Below are 25855 nucleotides of genomic sequence, written 5' to 3' on the forward strand. Positions count from 1 at the left end.
GTCAAGGAGCTGATGGACGATGGACACCGCCGATATCGCCGAGATCTGGCAGGAGGTGCTGGGCGTCCCGGTCACGGAGCACGACGACTTCTTCGCCCTGGGCGGTCAGTCGCTGGCCGCGATGGAGGTGATGGCCGCGGTGCGCCGGCGCCTCGGCGTCACGGTCCGGGTCCGGGTGCTCCTTGAGCACCCCGTGCTGACGGACTTCGCCGCCCGGCTGGCCGAGTACGGGGAGGGTCCGGCCCGCCCCTGACATCTCTGGCCACAGGCGCACAGCACGTACAGGACGGCGGGAGCGGATGTACTCGCTCCCGCCGTCCTGTACGTGCTGTGCGCGCATGCGGGGAGGCACCGGCCACGGCCGCCGCCCCGGCCCCGTCGTCCGTGGGGACTACGGCGCCGGGGCGGCGGTCCGTCACTTCCGGACCAGCCGGTCCAGGACCCCGCGCAGGCTCTCCGCCAGCGCGGTCAGGTGGGGCTGGCGCAGCATGCTGTGGTGGTCGCCGGGGACGGTGTGGAGTTCGAAGCCGTCCCGGGCGAGGACGCGCCAGGGACGGGTCTTCGGCCGGCGCGGCTGGTGCTGCGCCGACAGGAGCACGAGGCGGGCGTCGACCGGGCCCGGGCGGTGCCGCAGCAGGGCGAGGGTGTTGGCCTCGAAGACCCGTATCCGGTCCCGCATGTCCTCCCGGATGCCCTCCGGGACGAGGGCGGCGCGCTCCAGGAGGTCGAGCAGTGCCTCGTCCTGGCGGTCCGGCGGCAGGGTCCGGAGCGCGGCCGCGTCGTACGGCGGTGCCGGTACGCCGGCCTGGCCGGCCAGGTCGTGGACGAAGCCGCCGAGGAGGGTGGCGCGGTCCGGGAGTTCCTTGCCCAGGTAGGGCGGCATTCCGGTGTCGAGCATGACGACCAGGGCGACCGGTTCGCCCGCGGCGGTGAGTTGGGCGGTCATCTCGGCGGCGACCATGCCGCCCAGGGACCAGCCGCCGAGGTGGTAGGGGCCGTGCGGCTGGACGGCGCGGACGGCGTCGACGTACCGCGCGGCCAGGGCGGTGAGGGAGGTGGTGAGCGGGCCGCCGTCGAGCCCCGGGTCCTCCAGGCCGTAGAGCGGCTGGTCGGGGTCGATGAGGCGGGCCAGCGGCAGGTAGGGGACGACGGAGCCGCCGACGGCGTGGACCAGGAAGAGCGGGGGCCGGCCGCCGGTGGGTTTGATCGGCACCAGCGGCGACGGCTGGGTGCGGGTGCGGCGGGACGGTTCGAGCAGCATGGCGGTCATCTCCACGGTCGGAGCCGAGTACAGGTCGCGCATGTCCAGTTCGACGCCGAGCTCGCGGCGGATCTCGGCGCGCAGCCGGGTGAGGTCGAGGGAGGTGCCCCCGAGGTCGAAGAAGCTGTCGTGGACGCCGATCCGTTCGGTGCCCAGCAGGGCGGCCCAGATCCGGGCGACCGCCCGCTCGGTGGCGTCGCGCGGCCCGACGGACGTGTCGGCGCGGCTCGGTTCGGGTGCGGGCAGCGCGGCCCGGTCCACCTTGCCGTTGCCGGTGAGCGCGATGCGTTCCACGGGCACCAGGGCGGAGGGCACCATGTAGTCGGGCAGGCGGGCCGCCAGGTGCGCGCGGAGCTCGCCGAGGTCGGCCGCCTCCTTGGACACGACGTAGCCGACGAGCCGGTCGTCGCGGACGGTCACGCAGGCGTCGTCGACGCGGGGGTGGGCGGCGAGTACGGCTTCGATCTCGCCGAGTTCGATGCGGAAGCCGCGGATCTTGACCTGGTGGTCGATGCGGCCCAGGTACTCCAGGCCGCCGTCGGCGCGGCGCCGTGCCAGGTCGCCGGAGCGGTACAGCCGGGCGCCGGGCGGGCCGCCGAACCGGTCGGCGACGAAGCGGCGGGCGGTCAGGTCGGGCCGGTGCAGATAGCCCCAGGACAACCCGGCGCCGCCGACGAGGAGTTCGCCCGGCACGCCGATGGGGGCAGGCTGCCCGGCCCGGTCGACGACCCACAGCGACAGGTCGGGGATCGGCTCGCCGATGGGGCTGCTGTTGTCCCGCAGCAGCTCCCGGGTGAGCGGGCAGTAGGTGACGTGGACGGTGGTCTCGGTGATGCCGTACATGTTGACGAGGCGCGGGTGCTCCTCGCCGTGCCGGTCGAACCAGCGCCGTACGGAGTCGGTGTCCAGCGCGTCGCCGCCGAAGATCACGTACCGGAGGGAGAGCTCCGCCGGGCGTTCCTCGTCGACGGCGACGAGCTGCCGGAAGGCGGCCGGGGTCTGGTTGAGCACCGTGACCCGCTCGCGGACGAGCAGCCGCTGGAAGTCCTCGGGCGAGCGGGTCTGCCACTGCGGGACGACGACCAGCCGGCCGCCGTGGGCGAGGGCGCCCCACAGTTCCCAGACGGAGAAGTCGAAGGCGGACGAGTGGAACAGCGTCCACACGTCCCGCTCGTCGAACCGGAACCGGTCCTGGGTGGCCCGCAGCAGCCGCACGACCTGGCCGTGCGGCACGGTGACGGCCTTCGGTTCGCCGGTCGAGCCCGAGGTGTAGATCAGGTACGCCAGGTCGGCGGCGGTCATGGTGGCCTCCGGCACCGGGAGGTCGCCGTCGGTGTCCTCGTCGAGGGGCAGCGCGGTCGCGGGCACGTCGGTCCCCCGCTGGGTGACGACTACCTTCAGGCCCGCGTCGGCGGCCATGTACGCCAGCCGCTGCGCCGGAAGGCCGGGATCCAGGGGTACGTACGCGGCCCCGGCGCGCAGGATGCCCAGGATGCCGACGACGAGGTCCGTGTCCCGGCCGGTGCACAGGCCGACCAGGCTCCCCCGGGTGACGCCGCGGGCGGCCAGCCGGGCGGCCAGCCGTTCGGCGCGGCGGGCGAGTTCGCGGTAGGTGGTCCGCTCCTCTCCGGCGACGACCGCGACCGCGTCGGGGCGCAGCCGGACCTGGGCGGCGAACAGCTCCCACAGGGAGGCGTCGGCCGGGACCTCGCGCCGGGCGGCGCTCCAGCGGTGCAGCAGCGCCGCCTCGTCCGGCCCGGGGAGGACGAAGGTGCCGAGTGTCGCGTCCGGGGCGGCGGCCGCCTGGGTCAGGACCCTGCCCAGGTGGGTGAGGAGCCGGGTGATCCGGTCGGCGTCGTACAGGTCGGTGGCGTACTCGGCCTGGAGCCGCAGTCCGCCGTCGGCGGTGACGGTGGCGTGCGCGGCCAGGTCGAAGCGGGCGACCCGGCCGGCGACCGGCAGCGGTTCGACGGTGACGGGGCCGAAGGCCGGTGCTCCCGTGGCGACTTCGTCGGCGTGCAGGGTGAGGCTGATCTGGAAGAGCGGGTTGCGGCCCGCTTCCCGGGCCGGCCGCAGCTCCTCGACGAGGGTGCTGAACGGGAGGTCCTGGTGTTCGGTGGCGCCCCGGACGGCCTGTTCGCAGCGGCGCACCAGTTCACGGAAGGCCGGGTCGCCCGCGACGTCGGCGCGGAGTACGACGGTGTTGGCGAAGTAGCCGACCAGCGGTTCGAGTTCGGGGCGGTCGCGGCCGTAGAGGACCGAGCCGATGCCGATGTCGTCCTGTCCGGTGTGCCGGGAGAGCACCAGCAGGAATCCGGCCATGACGACGGAGAGCAGCGAGGCGCGTTCGGTGTCGGCCAGGCCGCGCAGGGAGGTGCCGAGGCCGCCTTGGAGGTGCAGTTCGGCGGTGGCCCCGGGGTGTCCGGAGCCGGTGCCGCGCGGGCGGTCGGCCGGGAAGTCCAGCTGCGGCAGCGCGTGGAGCTGTTCGCGCCAGTAGCCGAGCTGTTTGTCCAGCACGTCGTCGGCGAGCCGGGCGCGCTGCCAGACGGCGTGGTCGGCCGGCTGGATGTCCAGGGCGGGGAGGGTGCCGTCCGGGTCGGTGTAGAGGGTGGCCAGCTCGTCGAGGAGGACGCCCGCGGACCAGCCGTCGGCGATGATGTGGTGGGCGCACAGCACCAGGACGTGCTCGGTCGGGCCGAGCCGCAGCAGTTCGCTGCGCAGGAGCCGGTCCTCGGCCAGGTCGAAGGGGCGGGTGGCGGCCTCGGCGAGTACCTCGGGGACGGCGTCCGGGTGCGTCGGGGTCACCGCGAGCGGCCAGGCCGTCGGTGCGGGGTCGGTCACCTGGACGGGGACGCCGTCCACCGCGACGAACCGGGTGCGCAGGCTCTCGTGCCGGGCGACGAGCCGGCCCAGGGCGTCGGCGAGCCGGTCCGGGTCGAGGTGGCCGCGCAGGCGCAGCGCGAGCGGCACGTTGTAGACCGGGGAGGCCGGGTCGAGCTGGTGCAGGAACCACAGGCCTTCCTGCTGGTGCGACAGTGGCAGCGCGGCGGTGCGCGGGGCGGCGGGGATGCGCCGGGCGGCGTCCGGTTCGACGAGCCGGGCGGCGAGTTCGGCGACGGTGGGCGCCTGGAACAGGGTCGCCACGCCGAGGTCCACGCCGAGCGTGGTGCGGATCCGGTTGACCAGGCGGATGGCGAGGAGCGAGTGCCCGCCGAGTGTGAAGAAGCCGTCGTGGACGCCGACCCGCGCCACCTGGAGCACCTCGGCGAACAGGGCGCACAGGGCGCGTTCCCGGTCGTCGCGGGGGGCCACGTGGTCCGTGCCGGGGGCGGCCGGGTCGGGGGCGGGCAGCAGCCTCCGATCGATCTTGCCGTTGGGGGTGAGCGGCAGCTGTGCGAGCAGGAGCAGGGCGGAGGGCAGCATGTACGGCGGCAGCACCGCGGCGGCCGCGGCGCGGATCCCGGCGAGGTCCGGCGACGGCACGGCGGGCACCAGGTAGCCGACGAGGCGCTTGTCGCCCGGCCGGTCCTCGCGGGCGTGCACGTGTGCCTGGGCGACGTGCGGGTGACGGGCCAGCACGCTCTCCACCTCGCCGGGTTCGACCCGGAAGCCGCGGATCTTCACCTGGGTGTCGACGCGGCCGCCGAATTCGAGGGTGCCGTCGGCGCGCCACCGGGCGAGGTCGCCGGTGCGGTACATCCGGGTGCCGGGCGGGCCGAACGGGTCGGCGACGAAGCGTTCGGCGCTCAGCCCGGCGCGGCCGGCGTACCCGCGCGCGAGACCGGCTCCGGCCGCGTAGAGCTCGCCGACCACCCCGGCCGGGACCGGCCGCAGCCGGTCGTCGAGGACGTAGACGGCGGTGTTGTCCATGGGCCGGCCCAGCGGCACGCTGTCCGGGACCGTGTCCGGGTCGTAGAACGACATCTGCACGGAGCACATGGTGAGTTCGGTGGGGCCGTAGGTGGCGCGGATCCTGAGGCCGGGGTGGCGGCGCAGGACCGCGCGGACGGCGGTGGAGCTGATGACGTCGCCGCCGGTCATCACCTCGCGCACGCCGGCGAAGCAGTCCGGGTCCTCCTCCGCGATGACCTGGAAGAGGCCGGAGACCAGCAGGACGTCGGTGAGTCCCGCGGCGCGTACGACGCCGCCGTCGACGTCGCCGACGGGTGCCACGACGACCTCTCCGCCGGACAGCAGCGGCACCCAGATCTCGCAGGTCGAGGCGTCGAAGGCGTGCGGTGAGTGCAGCAGCGCGCGGCGCGGCCGGTCGTCCTGCCAGCAGCGGTCGTGGGCGAAGGCGAGCACGCCGCGCTGGGTGGTGACGACGCCCTTGGGCGCGCCGGTCGAGCCCGAGGTGTACATGATGTACGCGGCCTGCTCGGGGTGCGCGGTGCCGGCCGGTACGGCGGCGCGGTCGTCGGCGGTGGGCGCGAATCCGGTCACCGTCAGGGTCTCCACCCCGGCGCCGGTGGCCAGCTCGTGGTCGCGGTACGCGGTGTCGACGAGCAGCAGTTCCGCGCCGGAACCGGTCAGGATGTCGCGCAGCCGTTCGGTGGGCGCGGTGAGCGGCAGCGGTACGAAGCAGCCGCCGGCCTTGAGCACCGCGAGCATCGACACGAGGAGGTCGGCGGAGCGCTGCTGGAGGATCGCGACCCGGGTCTCGGCCGTCACGCCGAGCCGGGCGAGGCGGCCGGCCAGCAGGTCGCCGCGCCGGTCGAGTTCGGCGTAGCTCAGGGTGCCGTCCTGGTCGGACACGGCGGGTGCGGCGGGGGTCAGGGCGGCCTGCCGGGTGACGGCCTCGGCGAGTCCGGTCGGCTGTTCGGGCCGGGTCGTGCCGTTCCACCCGTGGAGCAGGGTGTCGCGTTCGCCGGGGCCCAGCAGGTCAATGTCGCCCAGGGCCCGGTCCGGGTCGTCCGCCACTGCTTCGAGCAGCCGTACCAGGCGGTGCGCGAGTCCGGTGACGGTGTCCCGGTCGAAGAGTTCGGTGCGGTGGACGAGCTGGGCGGTGAGCCCGAGCGGTGTGCCGTCCTCGGCGTACCGGTCGGTGAAGCTGACCGACAGGTCGAAGTGGGCCGCGATGGTCCGGTTCCGCAGCTCGGTGACGGTGAGGCCGTCCAGGGTGTACCGCGCGGCGGCGTTGTTCTGCAGCACGAGCGCGACCTGGAAGAGGGGGTGCCGGTTGAGCGTCCGGCTCGGGTTGAGCGCCTCGACGAGCCGGTCGAACGGCAGCTCGGGGTGGGCGAGGGCGGCGAGGTCGGCCTCCCGGGCCCGGGCGAGCAGCTGCCGGAACGTCGGGTCGCCGTCGGTGTCGAGCCGCAGCACCAGCGTGTTCACGAAGAACCCGATCAGGTCCTCCAGGTCCTCCTCGGAGCGGCCGGCGTCCATGGTGCCGAGCGGGATGTCGGTGCCGGCGCCCAGTCGGGTCAGCAGGCCCGCGAGGGCCGCGTGCACGACCATGAACAGCGACGCGTCGGCCTCACGCGCGAGCCGCAGCAGACGCGTGTGCAGGGCCGCCGGCAGGTCGAGGACCACTTCCGCGCCGTCGTCGCCGGAGACCTCCGGCCGGGGCCGGTCCAGGGGCAGCGGCAGCTCGTCGGGCAGGTCGGCGAGCCGCCCGGTCCAGTGGTCGAGGAGCTCCGCGCCGTCGGGGCCGTCGAGGAGTTCGCGCTGCCAGAGCGCGTAGTCGGCGTACTGGACGGGCAGCGGCTCCCAGTCCGGCGCGGCACCGGCCAGGCGGGCGGCGTAGGCGGTGCCCAGGTCGCGGCCGAGCAGGGCCGTCGACCAGCCGTCGCCGACGATGTGGTGGAGCACGAGGTACAGCGTGTGGTTCCGCTCGTCGGCCCGCAGCAGCCATACCTTCAGCGGCAGGTCCGTCGTGAGGTCGAACGCGTGCCGGGCCAGCCGGTCGAGCACGGCGGGCAGTTCGGCGGGGGTGACGTCCAGTTCGGTGACGAACTCGGTGACGTCCACGGAGTCGCGCACCTGTTGCCGCGGCTCGCCGTCGAGCTCGGGGAACACGGTGCGCAGGCTCTCGTGCCGGGCCACCACGTCACCGAGGGCGGCCCGCAGGGCCGCGGTGTGCAGCGGGCCCTCCAGGCGCAGCGCGAGGGGCAGGTTGTAGGTCCACGCGCCCGTCCCCAGTCGGTTCAGAAACCACAGGCGTTGCTGCGCGAAAGACAACGGGAACACGGATCCTCCTGCGCCTGCGAGGCATCGACGGTCGTCGGCCGCACGATAGGACGGTTCCCCCGGAGGCGAGCGCCCCGCTGGGTCAAAAGGCCTTGTCCCAAGGGGTTTTGGCGGCCCCTAGTAGGGGTTGTCGGGCCGCTCGGCGTCCGCCCATCATGAGCCAGCCCGCATGGGACCACCGGCACACATCGATCATGGAGAGCCGCGATGCCGTTTTCGCCGGAGCGCTTGCCGTCGGCCGATACTGACCCGCCCCAGTCCTTGCACGGAATGGTGGCCCGGCACGCGGCGCGTCGCGGTGACGCACCGGCATTGCGCTGCGGCCCGGTCGAGTTGCGTTACACCGAGCTGGATGTCCGGGCCAATCAGCTGGCCCACGTGCTGCGTGCCCGCGGCATCGGCGCCGACGACGTGGTGGCCCTCGCGCTGCCCCGCTCGGCCGAGCTGATCGTCGCGATGCTCGCGGTCGGGAAGGCCGGCGGCGCGTTCCTGCCGGTCGACCTCCATCACCCGGCCGAGCGGATCGCCTTCATGTGCGCGGACGGCGCGCCCCGCGCCCTGCTGACCACCGAGGCGGCACGGCCCGGACTGCCCGACACCCCGGGCACCCCCCAGTGGGTGCTGCCGGAGCTGCTCGCCGAGGCGGCGACGGCGCCGGTGACCGCCCCGGAGGCGGTGGACCAGGCCCTGTCGCTGGAGTACGTCATCTACACGTCCGGTTCGACGGGCCGGCCCAAGGGGGTCGCCGTACCGCACCGGGGGGTGCCGCCGTTCGCCGCGGACCTGGCGGACCGGATGGCGGCGGGCCCCGACGCGGTGGTGTCCCAGCTCGCCTCGCCCAGCTTCGACGCCATGATCATCGAGGTGCTGCTGGCGTTCGGGCCGGGCGGCACCCTCGTCGTCTCGCCCCCCGAGACGCTGGCCGGCGAGGAGCTGGCCGCGTTCCTCGCGGAGCACGGGATCACCCACGCGTTCACCCCGCCGTCGGTCCTCGCGACCGTCCCGCCCGCCGAACTCCCGGCGCTGCGGGCCCTGATGGTCGGCGGCGAGGCCTGCGGCGCCCGCCTGGTGGAGACCTGGGGCCGCGGCCGCCGGATGGTCAACGGCTACGGGCCCACCGAGACGACCATGGCGATCACCCTCTCGGCCCCGCTCGTCCCCGGCCCGGACGCGCCGCCGATCGGCTCCCGGTCCGGCGCCACCCGCCTGTACGTCCTCGACGCCGCGCTGCGCCCGACGCCCCCCGGCGAGATCGGCGAGCTGTACAGCGGCGGCGGGGGCGTGACCCGCGGGTACGTGAACCGCGCCGGGCTCACCGCGGAGCGCTATGTCGCCGACCCGTTCGGGGAGCCGGGCAGCCGGATGTACCGCACCGGCGACCTGGTCCGGCAGCTGCCGGACGGTCAGCTCGCCTACTGCGGCCGGGCCGACGACCAGGTCAAGATCCGCGGCCTGCGGATCGAGCCGGGCGAGATCGAGGCGGTCCTCGCCGGACACCCGGCGGTCGAGCAGGCCCGCGTCCTGGTGCACGAGGACCAGCTCGGCGAGAAGCGGCTCGCCGCCTACCTGGTCGCCGCGCGCGCCCCGGAGTCCGACGACGGCAACGCGGAACGGCACGTCGACGAGTGGCAGCAGATCTACGAGACGTTCTACGACGAGTCCGACCGCGCGGCCTTCGGCGCCGACTTCTCCGGCTGGAACTCCACGTACACCGGTACGGGCATCCCCGTCGAGGAGATGGCCCGCTGGCGGGAGGCGGTCGTCGCCCGCGTCCGCGGCTTCGCGCCCCGCCGCGTCCTGGAGGTCGGCGTCGGATCCGGACTCATCCTGACGCCGCTCGTCGGCCAGGTCGACGAGTACTGGGGCACCGACTACTCGGCGTCCGCGATCGAGGGACTGCGCGACCGGCTCGCCGGCGAGCCCGGCACCGCCGCGAAGGTCACCCTGCGCGTCCAGGCCGCCGACGTCACCACCGGCCTGCCCCGCGCCCACTTCGACACCATCGTCATCAACTCGGTCGTGCAGTACTTCCCCCACGAGCGGTACCTGCGGGACGTCCTGGCCAAGCTGCTCGACCTGCTGCGGCCCGGCGGCCGGCTGCTCGTCGGCGACGTACGGTGCCTGCCGCTCGTCGACAGCATGTGGACCGGCGTCCGGCTCGGGCAGCTCGACCACGACCCGCACCCCGAGGTGCTGCGCCGCGAGATCGAGCAGGCGGTGGTCCTGGAGAAGGAACTCCTGATCCACCCGGGGCTCTTCGGCACCGTCGGTGCCGGCGCGGTCGACGTACGGCTCAAGCGCGGCGCCGACCTCAACGAGCTGACCCGGCACCGCTACGACGTGGTGCTGCACAAGGACGGCGACGCCGCGCAGGACCTGTCGGCGGTCCCGGCGCTCCGCTGGGGCCTCGACGTGCGGGCCCCCGAGGAGCTGGCCGCGCGTCTCGCCGACGGCACCGCCCTGCGGCTCACCGGCGTGCGCAACGCCCGGGTCGCCGGCGAGGTCGCCGCCCTGCGGGCGGTCCGCGCGGGAGCGCCGGTGGAGACCATACGCGCCGCGCTCGACGGACCGGACGACGGGATCGACCCGGAGTTCTGGCACGGACTCGCCGAGGCGCACGGCCGCACCGCCGTCGTCACCTGGTCCGCGGACGGACCGGACCTGGTCGACGTCCTCTTCCCGGCCGCGGGCCGCGCCGAGGGCTCTGACGGGTCCGAGGAGGCTGAGGGGGCCGAAGGGGTCGAAGGGGCCGAGGGCTCCGGCGGCTCCGAGGGGGCCGAGGGCTCCGGCGGCTCCGAGGTCCTGGACGGCGTGTACCTGCACCGCTCCCCCACCGACCGCAACAACTCCACCACCTCCACCAGCTCCACCAGCTCCACCAGCTCCACTGATCCCACCCGTCCCACCGCCTTCACCAACGACCCCATCGCCACCCGCCGTCGCGGCCTCCTCGTCGCGGCCCTGCGCGACTGGGGCAAGGAGCGGCTGCCGTCCTACCTGGTGCCGTCCGCGTTCACGGTGCTCGACGCGCTGCCGCTGACCGCGAGCGGCAAGCTGGACCGGCGGGCGCTGCCCGAACCCGACTTCCGGGGCGGGGTGTCGGGCCGGGCCCCCCGTGACGCGCGGGAGAAGCTGCTCTGCGAGCTCGCCGCCGAACTGCTCGACCGGGCCTGGATCAGCATCGACGACGACTTCTTCGAGCTCGGCGGCCACTCGCTGCTCGCCGCCCGCCTGCTCAACCGGGTCCGGGCCGCGTTCGGCGTCCGGCTCGGGCTGGACGCGCTGTTCGCCACGCCCACCGTCGCGGGGCTCGCGGCCACCATCGCCGGGACCGCCGGCCTGGAGGCGCCGGCCCTGGTCGCGGCCCCGCGCCCGGACCGCGTGCCGCTGTCCTGGGCCCAGCAGCGCCTGTGGTTCGTCAACCGGATGGATCCGCTGGGCTGGACGTACAACCTCCCCGTGGTCCTGCGCCTGAAGGGCCCGGTGGACCAGGCCGCGCTGGTCGCCGCGGTCGAGGACCTGACGGCGCGGCACGAGTCGCTGCGCACCGTCTTCGACGAGCAGGACGGACAGCCGTACCAGCGGATCCTTCCCCGGGTGCCGGCGGACGGCCTGGTCCGGGTGCTCGACGTGGCCGAGCCCGACCTGGACGAGGCCGTGCGGAACGCGTGCCGGGAGCCCTTCGACATCACCGCGGACGTCCCGGTGCGGGTACGGCTGCTGCGCATCGCGCCGGACCGGCACGTGCTGGTCCTGGTGCTGCACCACATCGCCGGCGACGGGTGGTCGATGCGGCCCCTGGCGCGGGACCTGGCCACCGCGTACGCGGCCCGGTCGGCCGGGGCGGCACCGGACTGGCGGCCGCTGCCGGTGCAGTACGCCGACTACGCGCTGTGGCAGCGCTCCCTGCTGACCTCGGCGTACCAGGAACAGATGACCGGTTTCTGGCGCGACTGCCTGACGGGTCTCCCGGAAGAGCTGGCGCTGCCCTACGACCGGCCCCGCCCGAGCGGCGCCGACCACGCGGGCGAGCTGCTCCCGCTGCGCGTCCCCGCGCCGCTGCACGCCGCGCTCCAGGCCCTGGCGCAGCAGAGCAGGACCACGCTCTTCATGGTGCTGCACGCCGCGCTGGCCACGCTCTTCACCCGGCTCGGCGCGGGTACCGACATCCCGATCGGGACGGTGGTCGCCGGGCGCGGCGACGACCAGCTGGACGATCTGGTCGGCTTCTTCGTCAACAACCTGGTGCTGCGCACGGACACGTCGGGCGATCCGACCTTCCGTGAGCTCCTGGAGCGGACGAGGACCGGCGACGTGGCCGCGCTCAGCCACCAGGAGCTGCCCTTCGACCGGCTCGTCGAGGCGCTGAACCCGGTCCGCGCGCTCAGCCGTCATCCGCTGTTCCAGACCACGCTGGTGCTGCAGAACAACGCGGACGCCGAGTTCGGTCTGTCGGGCCTGGACGTCGAGGTGGTGCGGTCGACGCCGTCCGCCGCCCAGCTCGACCTCTTCGTGAACCTCACCGACGCCTACCGGCGGGACGGCGCCGCCGACGGCATCGTCGGCGAGATCGTCTACCGCACCGGGCTCTTCGACGCGGACACGGTGCGGGCCCTTGCCGACCGGTTCCTCCGCGTCCTCGGGGCGGTCGCCGCCGATCCCGACCAGCGCCTCGGGCGCATCGACGTCCTGGACGGCGCCGAGCGCGACACCCTCCTGCGGACCTGGAACGACACGGCGCGGCCGCTGCCCGCCGCGTCGTTGCCGGCCCTGTTCGCCGAGCGCGCCGCGACGAGCCCCGACGCGGTGGCGGTCACCGGTCCCGTCGTCCTGACCTACGCCGAACTGGACCGGCGCGCCAACCACCTGGCGCACCGGCTGGTGGCGGCCGGGGCGGTCGCGGACCGGCCGGTGGCACTGTTGCAGCCGCGGTCGGCCGATCTGATCGTGTCCATGCTCGCGGTGCTCAAGGCCGGTGCCTCGTACCTGCCGCTGCCGTCGACCGCTCCGCCGGGCCGGCTGCGGCAGATGGCCGAACGGGCCGGTGCCGGGCTGCTCGTCACCGACCGGCCGGACGGGGTGCCGCTCGACCTCGCGGGCCTGACCGTGCTGGCGCCGGGGGACGGCGAGTCGGCCGAGCCGCCCGGCCGGGAGCCGCACCCGGACCAGGCCGCGTACGTGATGTTCACGAGTGGCTCGACCGGTGTCCCCAAGGCCGTCGTCCTGACGCACCGGAACGCGGCCGGGTTCGTCCGCGACCGGCTCTGGCGGGCCGGCGGCACGGTGCTGATGCACTCCGCGACCGGTTTCGACGCGTCGGTGCACGAGATCTGGACCCCGCTGCTGACCGGCGGCACGGTCGTGGTGGCGCCCGAGGGGATCCTCGACGACGCCGGTCTGGCCCGCGCCGTGTCCGCGTCCGGGGTCGACCGGGTCTGGCTCACCTCCGGGCTGTTCGCCGCGCTCGCCGAGAACCCGGACTGTTTCGCGGGGGTGCGGGAGATCCTGACCGGTGGCGACGTGGTGCCGCCCGCGGCCGTCGCCCGCCTGCTGGAGCGCCACCCCGGCCTGACGGTCCGGGCCCTGTACGGGCCGACCGAGACGACCACCTGCTCCTCCCGGTTCTCGATGTCCGGCGCGGAGCCCGTGCCGGGCCGGGTGCCGATCGGCGCGCCGATGGACAACACGCGGCTGTACGTGCTCGACGCGCGGCTCCAGCCGGTGCCGGCCGGCGTGCCGGGCGAGCTGTACATCGCCGGTTCGGGGGTGTCTCGCGGGTACGCGGGTCAGCCCGACCTGACGTCGGAACGGTTCGTCGCCGATCCGTGGGGGCCGCCCGGCGGCCGGATGTACCGCACCGGCGACATCACCCGCCGGCGTGCCGACGGCACGCTGGACTTCGTCGGGCGGGCCGACGCCCAGGTGAAGATCCGCGGCTTCCGGGTCGAGCCGGCCGAGGTGGAGTCCGCGCTCACCGCCCTCGCGGAGATCGGGCAGGCGTTCGTCACCGCCCACGAGGACCGCAGCGGCGAACGCAGGCTCGTCGCCTACCTGGTGCCGGACGGCGACGGCCCGGATGTCGCCGGCGTACGGGACCGGCTGGCCTCGGCGCTGCCCGACTACATGGTGCCCAGCGCCTTCGTCGTCCTCGACCGGCTGCCGCTCACCGGCAACGGCAAGGTCGACCGGCGGGCCCTGCCGGAGCCCGAGTTCGAGACCGGCTCGGGGTACACGGCGCCGCGCACCCCCACCGAGGAGATCCTCGTCGAGCTCATGGGCGAGCTGCTCGGCAGGTCCCTGGTCGGCGCGCACGACAACTTCTTCGACCTCGGCGGGCATTCGCTGCTCGCCACCCGCCTGGTCAACCGGATCCGTACGCACCTGGGAGCGGACCTGGGCGTCGCGGACCTGTTCGAGGCCCCGACGGCGGCGGCGCTCGGTGCCCGGATCGCCTCCGGCCAGGAGGCGCACCGGACCCGCGGCGCCCTGGTGCCGGCCGTGCGGCCCGCTCCGCTGCCGCTGTCGTACGCCCAGGAACGGCTGTGGTTCCTGTCCCGGTGGAACGGTCTCGGCTGGCCGCTGGTGCTGCGCCTGGACGGGGCCCTGGACGTCGAGGCGCTGCGGGCCGCGGTGGGCGACCTGCTGGACCGGCACGAGACGCTGCGGACCCGCTTCCCGGAGGTCGACGGGGCGCCCAGCCAGCAGATCCTGAAGGAGGCCGACCCGGACGAGGTGCTGCGGGTGGCCGTGGTGGACCCGGCCGACCTGGAGCGGGAACTGACGGCCGCCGCCGGGCACCGCTTCGACCTCACCACCGACCTGCCGCTGCGGCTGCACCTGTTCGGCACGGGGCCCGACCGGCACACGCTGCTGCTGCTCATGCACCACATCGCGGGCGACGGCTGGTCCCAGGCCCCGCTGACCCACGACCTCGCCCAGGCGTACGCCGCCCGGGTCCGGGGGGACGTACCGGTCCGGCGTCCGCTGCCGGTGCAGTACGCCGACTACACCCTGTGGCAGCGGGAGCTGCTCGAAGGAGCGGCGGGGGACGGTCTCTCGGCGTACTGGTCCGAGCGGCTGGCCGGGCTGCCGCAGGAGCTGGCCCTGCCCTACGACCGGCCCCGGCCCGACTCCTCGGACCTGCGGGGCGCGCTGCTTCCGGTCACCCTGCCCGCGCCGCTGCACGCCGGCCTGCTCGACCTGGCCCGGCGCACGCACACCACGCTGTTCATGGTGCTGCACGCCGCGCTCGCGGCGCTGTACACCCGGCTCGGCGCGGGCACCGACATCCCGCTCGGCACGGCGGTGGCCGGACGCAGCGACGACAGCCTCGACCAGCTGATCGGCTGCTTCGTCAACAGCCTGGTCCTGCGCACCGACACCGCCGGGGACCCCAGCTTCCGTGAACTGCTCGGCCGGGTGCGGGAGCTGGACCTCGCGGCCTACGCCCATCAGGAGCTGCCGTTCGACCAGATCGTCAACGAGCTGAACCCGGCCCGCACCCTGAGCAGGCACCCCCTGTTCCAGACCATGCTGGTCCTGCAGAACAACGCCGAGTCCGCGTTCGCGCTGCCGGGCGTGGAGGTGTCGCCGGCGCCCGCAGGGGACGCGCTCGACGCGATCCGGGTCGGCCCGGTGGACTTCGACCTGAGCCTGAGCTTCGTCGAGCACCTCGGCACCGGCCGGGTGCCCGAGGGCATCACCGGGGACGTGCGCTACCGCACCGACCTGTTCGACCGGGAGACCGTGACCGCTCTGACCGACCGGCTGATACGGGTGCTGAGCGCGGCCGTCGCCGATCCGGACCTGCCGATCGGGCGGATCGACCTGCTCTCCGACGCCGAACGGCGGGCCGCGCTCTCGGGCGGCCCCGGCACGGCGCGGCCGGTCGTCGACGAGGACCTCGCCGTCCTCTTCGCCCGGAAGGCCGCCGAGACCCCGGACGCGGTCGCCGCCGTCGAGGGCGACCGGTCGGTCAGCTACCGGGACCTGGACCGGCGCGCCAACCATCTGGCGCACGCGCTGGTGGCGGCCGGCTGCGCGCCCGACGAACCGGTGGCGGTGCGTCAGCCGCGCGGCATCGACTACCTCGTGACCGTGCTCGCGATCGTCAAGGCCGGCGGCGGCTATCTGCCGCTGCCCGGGTCCGCGCCGCTCGCCCGGCAGCAGCGGATGGTCGACCACATGCGGGCCCGACTGCTGGTCACCGACGGGCCCACCGGACTGACGGGGGTCACGGTCGTCACGCCGTCCCCCGGCACCGAGGAGCACGGCCCCGCGACGACGACGCACCCGGACCGTACCGCGTACACGATGTTCACCAGCGGCTCCACCGGCACGCCCAAGGCGGTCAGCGTCTCGCACCGCAGTGTCGCCGAGTTCGTCGCGGACCGGGCCTGGGAGGGGCTGCGGCAGGCCGACACGCTGATGCACTCGCCGACGTCCTTCGACCCGTCCACGTACGAGATCTGGCTGGCGCTGCTGACCGGCGGCCGGGTGGTGATCGCGCCCGAGGGCGATCTGGACACCGACGTCCTGGCCCGCACCATCGTCGAGGGCGGGGCGACCACCGCGGTCTTCACCTCCGCGCTGTTCAACCTGATGGTGGCCGAGGCCCGGCCGGCGCTGGCCGCGCTGGAGCTCGTCTGGATGGCCGGTGACGTGGTGTCGCCCGCCTCGGTGGCGGAGCTGCTGGCCGACGCGCCGCACACGTCGGTCGCGGCCGCCTGGGGCACCACGGAGACCACGGTCATCTCCTCCTGGTACCCGATCGCCACGGCGCCGTCCCGTACGGTGCCGATCGGCCGGGCGATGGACAACACCGGGCTGTACCTGCTCGACGAGCGGCTGCGGCCGGTGCCCCCGGGGGTGCCCGGTGAGGTGTACGTGACCGGCACCGGCCTGGCCCGGGGCTACGCGTACCAGCCGGACGTGACCTCCGCCCGGTTCGTGGCCGACCCGTACGGTCCGGCCGGTGGGCGCATGTACCGCACCGGCGACCTCGCCCGGTACCGGCCCGACGGGGTGCTGGAGTTCGAGGGCCGGGTCGACGCGCAGCTGAAGGTGCGCGGGTTCCGGATCGAACCGGCCGAGGTCGAGGCGGCCCTGACCGGCCACCCGGACGTGGCCCACGCGACGGTCACCGGGGACGGCGAGCGGCTGGTCGGCTACCTGGTCCCGGCGGACGTGGACGTGGCGGCCGTGCGGGCGCACGTCGCCCGGACGCTGCCGGACTACATGGTGCCGAGCCTGTTCGTCACCCTGGACCGGCTGCCGCTGACCGGCAACGGCAAGGTCGACCGGAAGGCGCTGCCGGCGCCCGACCCGGGCGCGTCCGACACGCCCTACCTGGCCCCCCGGGACGAGCGGGAAACGGCCCTGTGCGCCATGTTCGCCGAGGTCCTGAAGACCTCGCGGGTCGGCGTGCACGACAACTTCTTCGACCTCGGCGGGCATTCGCTGCTCGCCACCCGGCTGCTCAACCGGGTACGCACCCGGTTCGACGCGAGCCTGAGCGTGGCCGCCCTGTTCGAGTCCCCGACGGTCGCCGCGCTCGCCGAGCGCCTCGGCCGGCCGGCGCCCCGCACCCGGCCCAAGCTCCGCCGGCGCACCGGTGGCGAAGAGACCGGTCCCCGATGAGGGACCCCAGACCGGTGCGGCGCCCACGGTGCCGCGCCTCCCGGCCGGCCGGGAACCGTACCGGCCCGGCCCGTGGAACTTCCAGATGACCGTCGAAATGGAGTGGGAGAGCCCGATGTCAAGCATCAGCACCCCGGAGACCGCAGCCGATCTCGCCGCCGTCGCCACCCTGCTGGAGATGGCCGACCGGTTGGGCATCGTCCCGCTGCTGGAGCGCGGTGACCCGGTCACCGCGGCCGAGCTGGCCGTGGCCGCGGACGTCCCGGAAGAGGGCATGGACGGTTTCCTGTCCACCCTGGTCGCCGCGGCGCTGCTGGTGCCGACCGGTGTCAAGGAGTTCCGGGTCGCGGACGACTTCGCCGACCGGATCCACCAGTCCGGCTACCTCACCTGGTCGTTGCGGGCCAACCAGCCGTACGTGCGGCATCCCGCCGAGTTCCTGCGCGACCCGGCCGCCGCGGCGGCGCAGTACAGCCGCGACGGGCGTGAGGTGGCGGTCAGTTCCCGCTGGATCGGCAGCCAGGGCTTCTACCCGGCCGCCACCGAGGTGATCCTGGGGGCGCGTCCGAAGCGGATCGTCGACCTGGGCGCCGGTGCCGCCGGTCTGCTGATCGACCTGCTGGGCCGGCTGCCAGAGAGCACCGGCGTGGCCCTGGACATGAGCGCCGGCGCGTGCCAGGAGGCGTCCCGCGCGGCGCTGGCGGCCGGGGTCGGCGAGCGGCTGACGGTGGTGGAGCGCCCGATCCAGTCCATCGCCGACGACCCCGGGCCGGTGGCGGGTGCCGACGTCATCCACGCCGGATTCGTCTTCCACGACATCGTGCAGGAGGGCGACGTCTTCGACCGCGTGCTGCGCCAGTGCCGGGAGGCGCTGCGCCCGGGCGGCATCATGGCGATCACCGACGCCGTGCCGTACGCGTCGGCGGAGCGCGAGCGCCGGTTCAGCGCGCTCTTCACCTACCTGCACGCCGGGTTCATGAACGTGACGCTGCCTCCGGAGGAGGACTGGCTGGCCCGCTTCCGGCAGGCCGGTTTCGAGCGGGCGGAGTGCGTGCCGCACCGGTTCCCCGGCGGCCGGCTCTTCATCGCGACCAAGTGAGCCGAGCGAGCACAGGGGTCAGGGCGGCCGTCCGGCGGTCCTGACCCGCACCAAGGCGCCCTCGGGGTCCGGCCTCACCGGCCGGACCCCGAGGGCGCCTTCACGTGTGCGTGAGGAGCCGCCCGCCGCGCGCGGGGGCGGCGCCTGAACGGGCGCGCCTACGCGGGCGTGTCTCGGCCGGGCGTGTCTCGGCCAGGCGTGTCTCCGGCGGGCGTGTCTCCGGCGGGCTCCTTGGGCGCCCAGAACATCATCAGGAACTCGACCGGGACGACGGCCTTCTCCTCGTCGTCGGGGCGGTTGAACTCCTCCATCAGCGCGGTCAGACGGGACCGGAACTCGGTGGCCCGCTCCGGCGTGAGCCGGCGGTCGAGCGCGACGACCATCGGGCCGAGAGGATCGGGCTGCTCCGCGGCCTCGGGGTCGGGCTCCGGCTGGAAGCGCCCGCTGATGATGTCCCGTACGAGCCGGTCGCGGAAGTCGTTCAGGGTCGCCGCGAACGCGTCGGCGAGTTCGCCCGCGTTGCCCGGCGCGGCCAGCAGGTCGCGGCTCAGCCGCAGGGCGAACTGCGCCACCTGGTACTGGCTCTCCTGGATCCCGGAGACCATCCGGGTCTGCGCCACCTTGATCAGGCCCGCCGCCTCCAGCACCTTGATGTGCCGGTAGAGCCGGGTGGGCGGCTGGTCGAGCAGCCGGGCGATGTCCTTCACCCGGTGCGCGGCGCGTACGTCGCTCATCATCGTGCGCAGGATCGCCAGCCTCAGCGGGTCGGACAGCGCCTTGAGCGTCTCCACGTCGTCCACTTCGCGGACGACCGTCACCGCGTCGGCGTCTTCAGCCATGAACCCATCTCCGTTTCCTCGTAGCGAACCATTCACGACCATGCTACCTTTCACGCATGAGTGAACGCTTACATCTGAGTGATAGCGCGACTCTTCCCCCGCCGACACCCCCGCGCCGTAACCGGCCCTTCCAGATTCTGTGGATCGGGGCTGCCGCGGCCAACCTCGGCCTCGAAGCCGTGGAGGTCGCCTATCCCCTTCTGATCATGTCCCTGACCGGCTCACCCGCGCTCGCCGGCCTGTTCGGCTTCGTCCAGATCGGCACCGCCCTCCTGGTCGGACTGCCGGCCGGCGTGGTCGTCGACCGGTGGGACCGGCGCCGCATCCTGCTGATCTCCGAGGCGGTCCGGGCGCTCACTCTCGCGTTCATCGTCCTCAGTCTGCTGGCCGACCGGGCGAACTTCGGGCTGCTGATGCTGGCCGCGGTCGTCCTCGGCACCGGGACGGCGTTCGGCGCACCGGCCCGGATGCTGCTGATCCGCGCCGTGGTGCCGGACCATCAGCTGACGGCGGCGCTCAGCCAGGACGAGGCCCGCAGCGGAGCCGCCGCCCTGGCCGGACCGCCCCTGGGCGGCGCGCTCTACCTGGTCTCCCGCACCTTCCCGTTCGTCGCCGCGATCGCCGGCTTCGTGATCTCCTTCGTCTGCGCCCTGGTGATCCGGGTACCGAAGACGGCCCCGCCCGCCGAGGCGCCGTCCGGCGAGCCGGCGACCGACGAACCCGCGACCGTTGAGAAGAAGAGCGCGCTCGGACCGCTGACCACCGCCTTCTCCGGCCTGGTCGAACTGCTCGGCGACCGGCTGCTGCGGTCCGCGCTGCTCCTGATCAGCATCTTCTACTTCAGCATCACCGCCGCGATCCTCATGGTGATGGTGACCCTGCGTCAGCAGGAGCACTCCCCCGGCACGATCGGCCTGGCGCTGTCCGGCACCGCCGTCGGCATGCTCGCCGGCTCGGCGCTGGTGCCACGGCTCCACCGGGTGCTCGGCCCGGGCGCGTTGCTGCTCTCCGCGTCCACGCTCACCACCGTCGCGGTGGCCCTGCTGGCGCTCCCGCTCGGACCGGTCTGGGTCTTCGCGATGCTGACCCTGGCGGCGCTCGGGCTGCCGGCGCTGAAGATCCTCGTCGACATCATGATCTTCCGGCAGACCCCGGACCACCGGCGCGGCCGTGCCATCGCCGCGACCATCACGCTCATCGGCGCCGGATCCCCGCTCGGCTCCCTGGTCGGCGGTCTGGCCCTGCAGTTCCTCGGCGTGACCGGCGCCATCGCGCTCATCGCGGGCGTCCAGGCCCTGATCACCGTGGCCGGGCTCGTCAACCGGCACGTCAGGTCCGCTCGCTGGCCCGCATGAGAACCCGCCTCCTCACGAAAGCGACCTCAGCCATGCTCAAGCAGCCCATCTTCATCGTCGGCCACCCCCGTTCCGGCACCAGTCTGGTCCGCAGCCTGATCGAACGCAGCGAGCACGTCTGGAGCATCGGCCGCGAGGGCAAGCCGATCTGGGAGCGCGGCGAGCTGCACCCCAGCCGGCGCGGCTGGCACTCCAACGCCCTGGACGCCTCCGACGCGACCCCCGAGGTGGCGGCCCGGCTCGACGCCGACCTGCTCGCCGCCGCGCGCCGGCCCGGCGCCGAGTGGACCGTCGACGACAAGCTGGACTACCTCGACTTCATCAGCGCGCAGGGCCCCCAGCCGTACTACTACGACGTGCCGCTCAAGGCCCTCAAGGAGCGCTTCCCCGGCGACCTTCCCGAGGGTCCCCCCACCACGCGGGACGGCGGCGAGCTCGACGAGATCACCCCGTTCTGCTTCCCGCCGCGCGGCCCGCGCCCCACCGAGACCGAACTCGCCGACGGCATACGGCTGGTGGAGAAGAGCATCCAGTCCTGCTTCCGGATCCCCTTCCTCCAGGCCCTCTACCCGGACGCCACGTACGTGTTCGTCGTCCGCGATCCGCGCACCAGCATCGGCTCCCTCATGGACGCCTGGCTCAACCCGCGGATGTTCTTCTCCTACCCGGTGCCGGAGCAGCTGCGCATCAAGGGCTACTCCGACGTGTTCCCGTGGGGGAAGCAGTGGTGGAACCTGAGCCTGCCGCCCGGCTGGCGGGACTGGGTGAACCTGACGCTGGCCGAGGTCTGCGCCCGCAACTGGCTGGCCCACAACCGGGCCGTCCTCGACGCCGCCAAGGCCCTCGCCCCCACCGGCAATTCCGTGCTGGTGCGCTACGAGGACGTCCAGGCCGACCCGGTGGCCACCATGGAGGCCGTCGCCGAGGCCGTGCACCTGCCCTTCGCCGACGCGTGGGGCCGCCGCGACCTGCCCGTGGTGATGACCCAGACCAAGCCCGACCCGGACAAGTGGCGCCGCCACGAGAACGAGATCCGCCAGGTCCTGCCGCTCGTCCGCGAACTCGCCGACGAGGCGGGCTATGACGCCGGCTGAACCGCCCGTCCCTCGCCCGGCGGCGGCCCCCCGTCGTACGATCGCGGCCATGAGAGCGATACGGGTCAGCCGGCCCGGCGGACCCGACGTGCTGGAGCTCGTCGACCTGCCCCGCCCGTCGCCGGGACCGGGCGAGGCGCTGGTGCGGATCGCCGCCGCGGGCGTCAACTACATCGACGTCTACCTCCGGTCCGGTCTCTACCCGCACGAACTGCCCTTCGTCCCAGGGCAGGAGGGCGCCGGCACCGTCGTCGAGCTCGGGCCCGGGGTGCGCGAGGTCGCCGTCGGCGACGAGGTCGCCTGGGCGAACCTGCCGGGGGCGTACGCCGAGTACGCGCTGCTGAGCGCCGACCGGCTGGTGCCCGTGCCGGCCGGACTGGCCGCCGAACAGGCCGCGGCCACGCTGCTCCAGGGCATGACCGCGCACTACCTGTGCCACGACACGTACCCGGTCCAGCCCGGCGACACCGTCGTCGTGCACGCGGCGGCGGGCGGCGTCGGCATGCTGCTCACCCAGCTCGTACGGCTGCGCGGCGGCACGGTCGTCGGCACGGCGTCCACCGAGGCGAAGGCGGAGGCGGCGCGGGCCGCGGGCGCGGCCGAGGTCGTCGACTACCGGCCGGGCGCGCTCCTCGCGGCGGTGCGGCGGCACTCCGGAGGTCTCGGCGCCGCCGCGGTCTTCGACGGCATCGGTGGCCCGACCTTCGACGAGAGCCTCGCCGCGCTGCGTCCCCGGGGAGTCCTGGCGGTCTACGGCCAGTCCGGAGGCCCCGTCCCCCCGTTCGACCTCCAGCGGCTCAACGCCGCGGGATCCGTGTACGTCACCCGCCCGAACCTGGTCCACCACATCCAGGACCGCGCGGAGCTCCTGCGCCGGGGAACGGCCGTACTGCGCCTGGTCCGCGACGGGAGTCTGCGGGTGCGGATCGGCCGGCGTCTGCCCCTGTCCGACGCGGCGTCCGCCCACGCGGCCCTCGAGGGCCGCGCGACGATCGCCAAGACGGTGCTGACCTGCGCCTGAGCCGGCGTCGGCCGTCCGGGGCTGCCTCCCGCCGGGCGGGAGGCAGCCGGGGCGGCGGCCGGCGCACCAGGGCGCCGGCCGCCTTTCGTCACCGCTACTTGGCGAAGCCGTAGTCGAGCAGCTTCTTCACGTCGGCCGCGCGGTTCGCCTCGTTCGGCGCACCGAGCACCGCGCCGATGACCGTCTTGGTGCCGCGGGTGGCGGCGAAGACGAGGCAGTACTTGGCCTGCGGACCGGAGCCGGTCTTCACGCCGATCGCGCCGCTGTAGGTGCTCAGCAGCTTGTTCGTGTTGGTCCACGCCATGTTCCGGTAGCCACCGCTGCGGGTGGTGACCTTCTGCGTCGTGGACTTCGTCTTGACGACGGTGCGGAAGGTGGCGTCCTTCATCGCACTGCTCGCCAGCTTCGTCAGGTCGCGCGGGGTCGAGTAGTTCGACCCGTTGCTGATCCCGTCGAACGAGTCGAAGTGCGTGTTCCGCATGCCCAGCTTGCGGGCCTCGTCGTTCATCTTGCCGATGAACGACTTCACCCGGGCCGCCCGGGTGGTGCCGGTGCCGAACTTGTCGGCCAGCGCGTAGGCGGCGTCGCAGCCCGACGGCAGCATCAGGCCGTAGAGGAGCTGCCGGACCGTCACCTTGTCGCCGACGATGAGCCGGGCCGAGGAGGCGTTCTTGGCGACGATGTAGTCGCTGTACGCCTTGTCGATCGTGACCTTGGTGTCGAGGTTCAGGCCGCGCTGGGCCAGCACCACCTTGGCGGTCATGATCTTCGTGGTGGAGCCGGTCGACCGGCGGGTGTCCGCGGCCTTGCCGAACAGCGCCGTTCCCGTCCCGTTGTTCATCACGAAGCCGCCCGGGGCGGTGATGGACGGGGCGGGCGGCGTCGCGGCCTGAGCCTGGCCGGCGAAGAGGCCGCCGGCCAGGACGGCGGAGGTCGTGACCGCGATGGTCACGGCACGGCGCACGCCCAGAGTCGTAGATATCAAAATGTTCTGCCCTTGCTAGGAGTCGACGTCACACGGGGTCCACGCGGACCTCGCGCACACAAGATGCACGAGCGGCTCCCAGGGATGCACGACTCGGGACGTGACGTACCTCGCATTTTCCGGGCGGCTCGGCCGCGCCCGGCGGCCGAGGGGCCGTCAGTCCCGGCTCAGCGGCCGGGAACCTCCCGGACGGGGTGCTTGCTGAGGATCGAGACCCGGTTGAAGGCGTTGATGGTGACGGCCACCCAGAGCACGCCGGAGAGCTCGTCGTCGGTGAGGACCTCGCGGGCCTCCGCGTAGGCGCGCTCCTGCGCGAGGGCGTCGGCGGGGTGGGTGGTGGCCTCGGCCAGGGCGAGGGCCGCGCGCTCGCGGGCGGTGAACAGTTCGGTGTCCCGCCAGGCCGCGAGCACGCCGAGGCGCCGCGTGCTCTCCCCGGCGCGCAGCGCGGCCCGGGTGTGCGCGTCGAGGCAGGAGGCGCAGCCGTTCATCTGGGACACCCGCAGGTTGACCAGTTCGACCAGGATCCGGTCGAGGCCCGCGTCGGCGGCCGTCGCGCGGACGGCGTCCGCGGTGGCCACCAACGCCCGGTACGCGGCGGGGCTCTGCTTGTCGAGGTAGATCCGGCCGTTCGCCCGGCGGGCCGTCGCCGTGGTCTGGGGCGTCTCGGTCACCCTGTGCTCCTTCGCGTGTTGTCGTGGGTCGTCATCGGGACTATGATCACCACGATTGTTGAAAACGAAACTACATGGTGGAGAGAGGGCCGGAAAAATGGATCATACGGAGGTCGAGGTCCTCACCGCCCGTGACGTCCCGCTGGGCGGACCGCGCGCGATGACCGTACGGCGCACCCTGCCGCAGCGGGCCCGGACGCTCATCGGCGCCTGGTGCTTCGCCGACCACTACGGACCCGACCTGGTCGCCGAGTCGGGCGGCATGGACGTGGCCCCGCACCCCCACACCGGCCTGCAGACGGTCAGCTGGCTCTTCACCGGCGAGATCGAGCACCGCGACAGCCTCGGCACCCACGCCTTCGTACGGCCCGGCGAGATCAACCTCATGACCGGCGGTCACGGCATCGCCCACACCGAGGTCTCCACCCCCTCCACCACCGTCCTGCACGGCGTCCAGCTGTGGGTGGCCCTGCCCGACGCCCACCGGCACGCGCCGCGCGCCTTCCAGCACCACGCGCCGAAGCCGTTCCGCGTCGACGGCGCCGAGGTACGGGTCTTCCTGGGCACGCTGGCCGGCGACACCTCCCCCGTCAGCACCTTCACGCCGCTCCTCGGCGCCGAGCTCCTGCTCGACGCCGGAGCCACCGTCACCCTGGACGTCGACCCGGACTTCGAGCACGGTCTCCTCGTCGACGAGGGCGAGGTCCGCTTCGACGGCACGCCGCTCCGCCCGGCGGAACTCGGCTACGCCACCCCCGGGCGCACCTCGGTCACGCTCACCAACGACTCCGGCCGCACGGCCCGGACGGTCCTGCTCGGCGGCCCGCCGTTCGAGGAGGAGATCGTGATGTGGTGGAACTTCATCGGCCGCGACCACCAGGACATCGTGGCGGCGCGGGAGGAGTGGGAGCGGGCCTCCGACCGCTTCGGCGAGGTCGACGGCTACCCCGGCGACCGGCTCCCGGCCCCGGCCCTGCCGAACGCGGTGATCAGCCCCCGCAAGAACCCGCGGACCCCGCCCCGCTCCTGACCCCGCACGCCACCCGCGCACGGACGAGACCCACCCACCCATACCCCCACCCCGGAAGGACCCAAGGACCATGAGCGAGCAGAGCACCCCCACCCCCGTCGTCCGTCGTGTCGACGCCCGCCACCGCTACGAGATCCTCGTCGACGACCAGCGCGCGGGTCTCACCGCGTACCGGGACCGTGAGGACCGCCGCGTGTTCTTCCACACCGAGATCGACGAGGCCTACGCGGGCCAGGGCCTCGCCTCGGTCCTCGTCGAGAACGCCCTGAACGACGTCCGCGCCGCCGGCCTGCGGATCGTCCCCGTCTGCCCGTACGTGGCCAAGTTCCTCAAGAAGCACGAGGAGTTCGCCGACATCACCGACCCGGTGACCCCCGAGGTCCTCTCGTGGCTGGACGCCCAGCTGGGACGCTGACGCCGACGCCGGGCCCTCCGCCGTGGTGCGGCAGCGGCGGGGCCGCGGCTCATCCTTTCCTCCAAGCCCGCTCTCATTCGCGATGGAGAGTCGCACGACTTTCTTGCAGATGCGAGCCGAAGCGCCCTACGGTGTCGAACATGCAGTCCTCCACCATCGGGCAGGCCGCGCGTCTGCCGGGCGTCAGCCCGGACACCGCGCGGCGCCGGGCGGACGCGGGCCGGGTCGCGACACACCGGTGAGCGTCCGGAACACGA

Annotated in this window: 12 protein-coding genes and 1 pseudogene; 9 read left to right on the forward strand and 4 right to left on the reverse strand. The window is 73.8% G+C overall.

Annotated elements, in window-relative coordinates; genetic code table 11:
* The first annotated feature begins 19 nt into the window (after nucleotides 1–19).
* A complete protein-coding gene (locus tag ACZ3ZE_RS06985) occupies nucleotides 20–253 on the forward strand; it encodes a phosphopantetheine-binding protein (RefSeq protein ID WP_361170659.1) in 234 nt (77 codons plus the stop codon).
* Nucleotides 254–415: 162 nt separating this feature from the next.
* Here ACZ3ZE_RS06985 and ACZ3ZE_RS06990 read toward each other — a convergent pair whose 3' ends face one another.
* A complete protein-coding gene (locus ACZ3ZE_RS06990; protein WP_467257792.1) occupies nucleotides 416–7450 on the reverse strand; it encodes an amino acid adenylation domain-containing protein in 7035 nt (2344 codons plus the stop codon).
* Between the two features lie 270 nt (nucleotides 7451–7720).
* On the opposite strand from ACZ3ZE_RS06990, the gene ACZ3ZE_RS06995 reads away from it, so the two are divergent.
* Nucleotides 7721–17089, forward strand: a complete 9369-nt coding sequence (locus ACZ3ZE_RS06995) for an amino acid adenylation domain-containing protein (RefSeq protein ID WP_467257794.1) — start codon at nucleotides 7721–7723, stop codon at nucleotides 17087–17089.
* Nucleotides 17090–17204: 115 nt separating this feature from the next.
* Entirely contained in the window at nucleotides 17205–18188 is a 984-nt protein-coding gene (locus tag ACZ3ZE_RS07000) for a class I SAM-dependent methyltransferase (protein WP_361170651.1), read from the forward strand.
* Between the two features lie 158 nt (nucleotides 18189–18346).
* On the opposite strand, the gene ACZ3ZE_RS07005 is transcribed toward ACZ3ZE_RS07000, so the two are convergent.
* Nucleotides 18347–19027: a helix-turn-helix domain-containing protein gene (locus tag ACZ3ZE_RS07005; RefSeq protein ID WP_361624236.1), complete on the reverse strand. Its 681-nt coding sequence runs from the start codon at nucleotides 19025–19027 to the stop codon at nucleotides 18347–18349.
* Nucleotides 19028–19083: 56 nt separating this feature from the next.
* On the opposite strand from ACZ3ZE_RS07005, the gene ACZ3ZE_RS07010 reads away from it, so the two are divergent.
* Genes ACZ3ZE_RS07010 through ACZ3ZE_RS07020 form a run of 3 tightly spaced genes read left to right on the forward strand, consistent with a single transcriptional unit; the run spans nucleotide 19084 to nucleotide 22497 of the window.
* Entirely contained in the window at nucleotides 19084–20382 is a 1299-nt protein-coding gene (locus ACZ3ZE_RS07010; RefSeq protein ID WP_467257796.1) for an MFS transporter, read from the forward strand.
* 32 nt (nucleotides 20383–20414) lie between these two features.
* Nucleotides 20415–21476 (forward strand): sulfotransferase family protein, encoded by a 1062-nt coding sequence (locus ACZ3ZE_RS07015; protein WP_467257799.1) that lies wholly within the window; start codon nucleotides 20415–20417, stop codon nucleotides 21474–21476.
* A gap of 49 nt (nucleotides 21477–21525) precedes the next feature.
* Complete coding sequence (locus tag ACZ3ZE_RS07020) at nucleotides 21526–22497, forward strand: quinone oxidoreductase family protein (RefSeq protein WP_361170639.1); 972 nt, start codon at nucleotides 21526–21528, stop codon at nucleotides 22495–22497.
* Nucleotides 22498–22591: 94 nt separating this feature from the next.
* On the opposite strand, the gene ACZ3ZE_RS07025 is transcribed toward ACZ3ZE_RS07020, so the two are convergent.
* Together ACZ3ZE_RS07025 and ACZ3ZE_RS07030 are read right to left on the reverse strand one after the other, a co-directional pair.
* Nucleotides 22592–23461 (reverse strand): D-alanyl-D-alanine carboxypeptidase family protein, encoded by an 870-nt coding sequence (locus ACZ3ZE_RS07025; protein ID WP_361170636.1) that lies wholly within the window; start codon nucleotides 23459–23461, stop codon nucleotides 22592–22594.
* A 188-nt stretch (nucleotides 23462–23649) separates the two neighbouring features.
* The gene (locus ACZ3ZE_RS07030; protein ID WP_361170633.1) at nucleotides 23650–24153 is read right to left on the reverse strand and encodes a carboxymuconolactone decarboxylase family protein; all 504 of its coding nucleotides are present in this window, start codon (nucleotides 24151–24153) and stop codon (nucleotides 23650–23652) included.
* Nucleotides 24154–24250: 97 nt separating this feature from the next.
* Here ACZ3ZE_RS07030 and ACZ3ZE_RS07035 point away from each other — a divergent pair, with 97 nt between their 5' ends.
* From ACZ3ZE_RS07035 to ACZ3ZE_RS07045, 3 genes and pseudogenes are all read left to right on the forward strand, one after another.
* Nucleotides 24251–25183: a pirin family protein gene (locus ACZ3ZE_RS07035; protein WP_361624242.1), complete on the forward strand. Its 933-nt coding sequence runs from the start codon at nucleotides 24251–24253 to the stop codon at nucleotides 25181–25183.
* Between the two features lie 70 nt (nucleotides 25184–25253).
* Nucleotides 25254–25598 carry a GNAT family N-acetyltransferase gene (locus ACZ3ZE_RS07040; protein WP_361170627.1) on the forward strand — a complete coding sequence of 115 codons (345 nt, stop codon included), beginning with the start codon at nucleotides 25254–25256 and terminating at the stop codon, nucleotides 25596–25598.
* Nucleotides 25599–25729: 131 nt separating this feature from the next.
* Nucleotides 25730–25837, forward strand: a pseudogene (locus tag ACZ3ZE_RS07045) (MerR family transcriptional regulator); the annotation flags it as partial.
* Between the last annotated feature and the right edge of the window lie 18 nt (nucleotides 25838–25855).

It is taken from the genome of Streptomyces sp. NPDC023157, assembly GCF_055560575.1.

Bases quoted from the DNA above. Each gene is read 5' to 3' on its own strand.
- ACZ3ZE_RS06985 (WP_361170659.1), top strand. From the start codon at position 20: ATGGACACCGCCGATATCGCCGAGATCTGGCAGGAGGTGCTGGGCGTC.
- ACZ3ZE_RS06995 (WP_467257794.1), top strand. From the start codon at position 7,721: ATGGTGGCCCGGCACGCGGCGCGTCGCGGTGACGCACCGGCATTGCGC.
- ACZ3ZE_RS07000 (WP_361170651.1), top strand. From the start codon at position 17,205: ATGTCAAGCATCAGCACCCCGGAGACCGCAGCCGATCTCGCCGCCGTC.
- ACZ3ZE_RS07005 (WP_361624236.1), bottom strand. From the start codon at position 19,027: ATGGCTGAAGACGCCGACGCGGTGACGGTCGTCCGCGAAGTGGACGAC.
- ACZ3ZE_RS07010 (WP_467257796.1), top strand. From the start codon at position 19,084: ATGAGTGAACGCTTACATCTGAGTGATAGCGCGACTCTTCCCCCGCCG.
- ACZ3ZE_RS07015 (WP_467257799.1), top strand. From the start codon at position 20,415: ATGCTCAAGCAGCCCATCTTCATCGTCGGCCACCCCCGTTCCGGCACC.
- ACZ3ZE_RS07020 (WP_361170639.1), top strand. From the start codon at position 21,526: ATGAGAGCGATACGGGTCAGCCGGCCCGGCGGACCCGACGTGCTGGAG.
- ACZ3ZE_RS07035 (WP_361624242.1), top strand. From the start codon at position 24,251: ATGGATCATACGGAGGTCGAGGTCCTCACCGCCCGTGACGTCCCGCTG.
- ACZ3ZE_RS07040 (WP_361170627.1), top strand. From the start codon at position 25,254: ATGAGCGAGCAGAGCACCCCCACCCCCGTCGTCCGTCGTGTCGACGCC.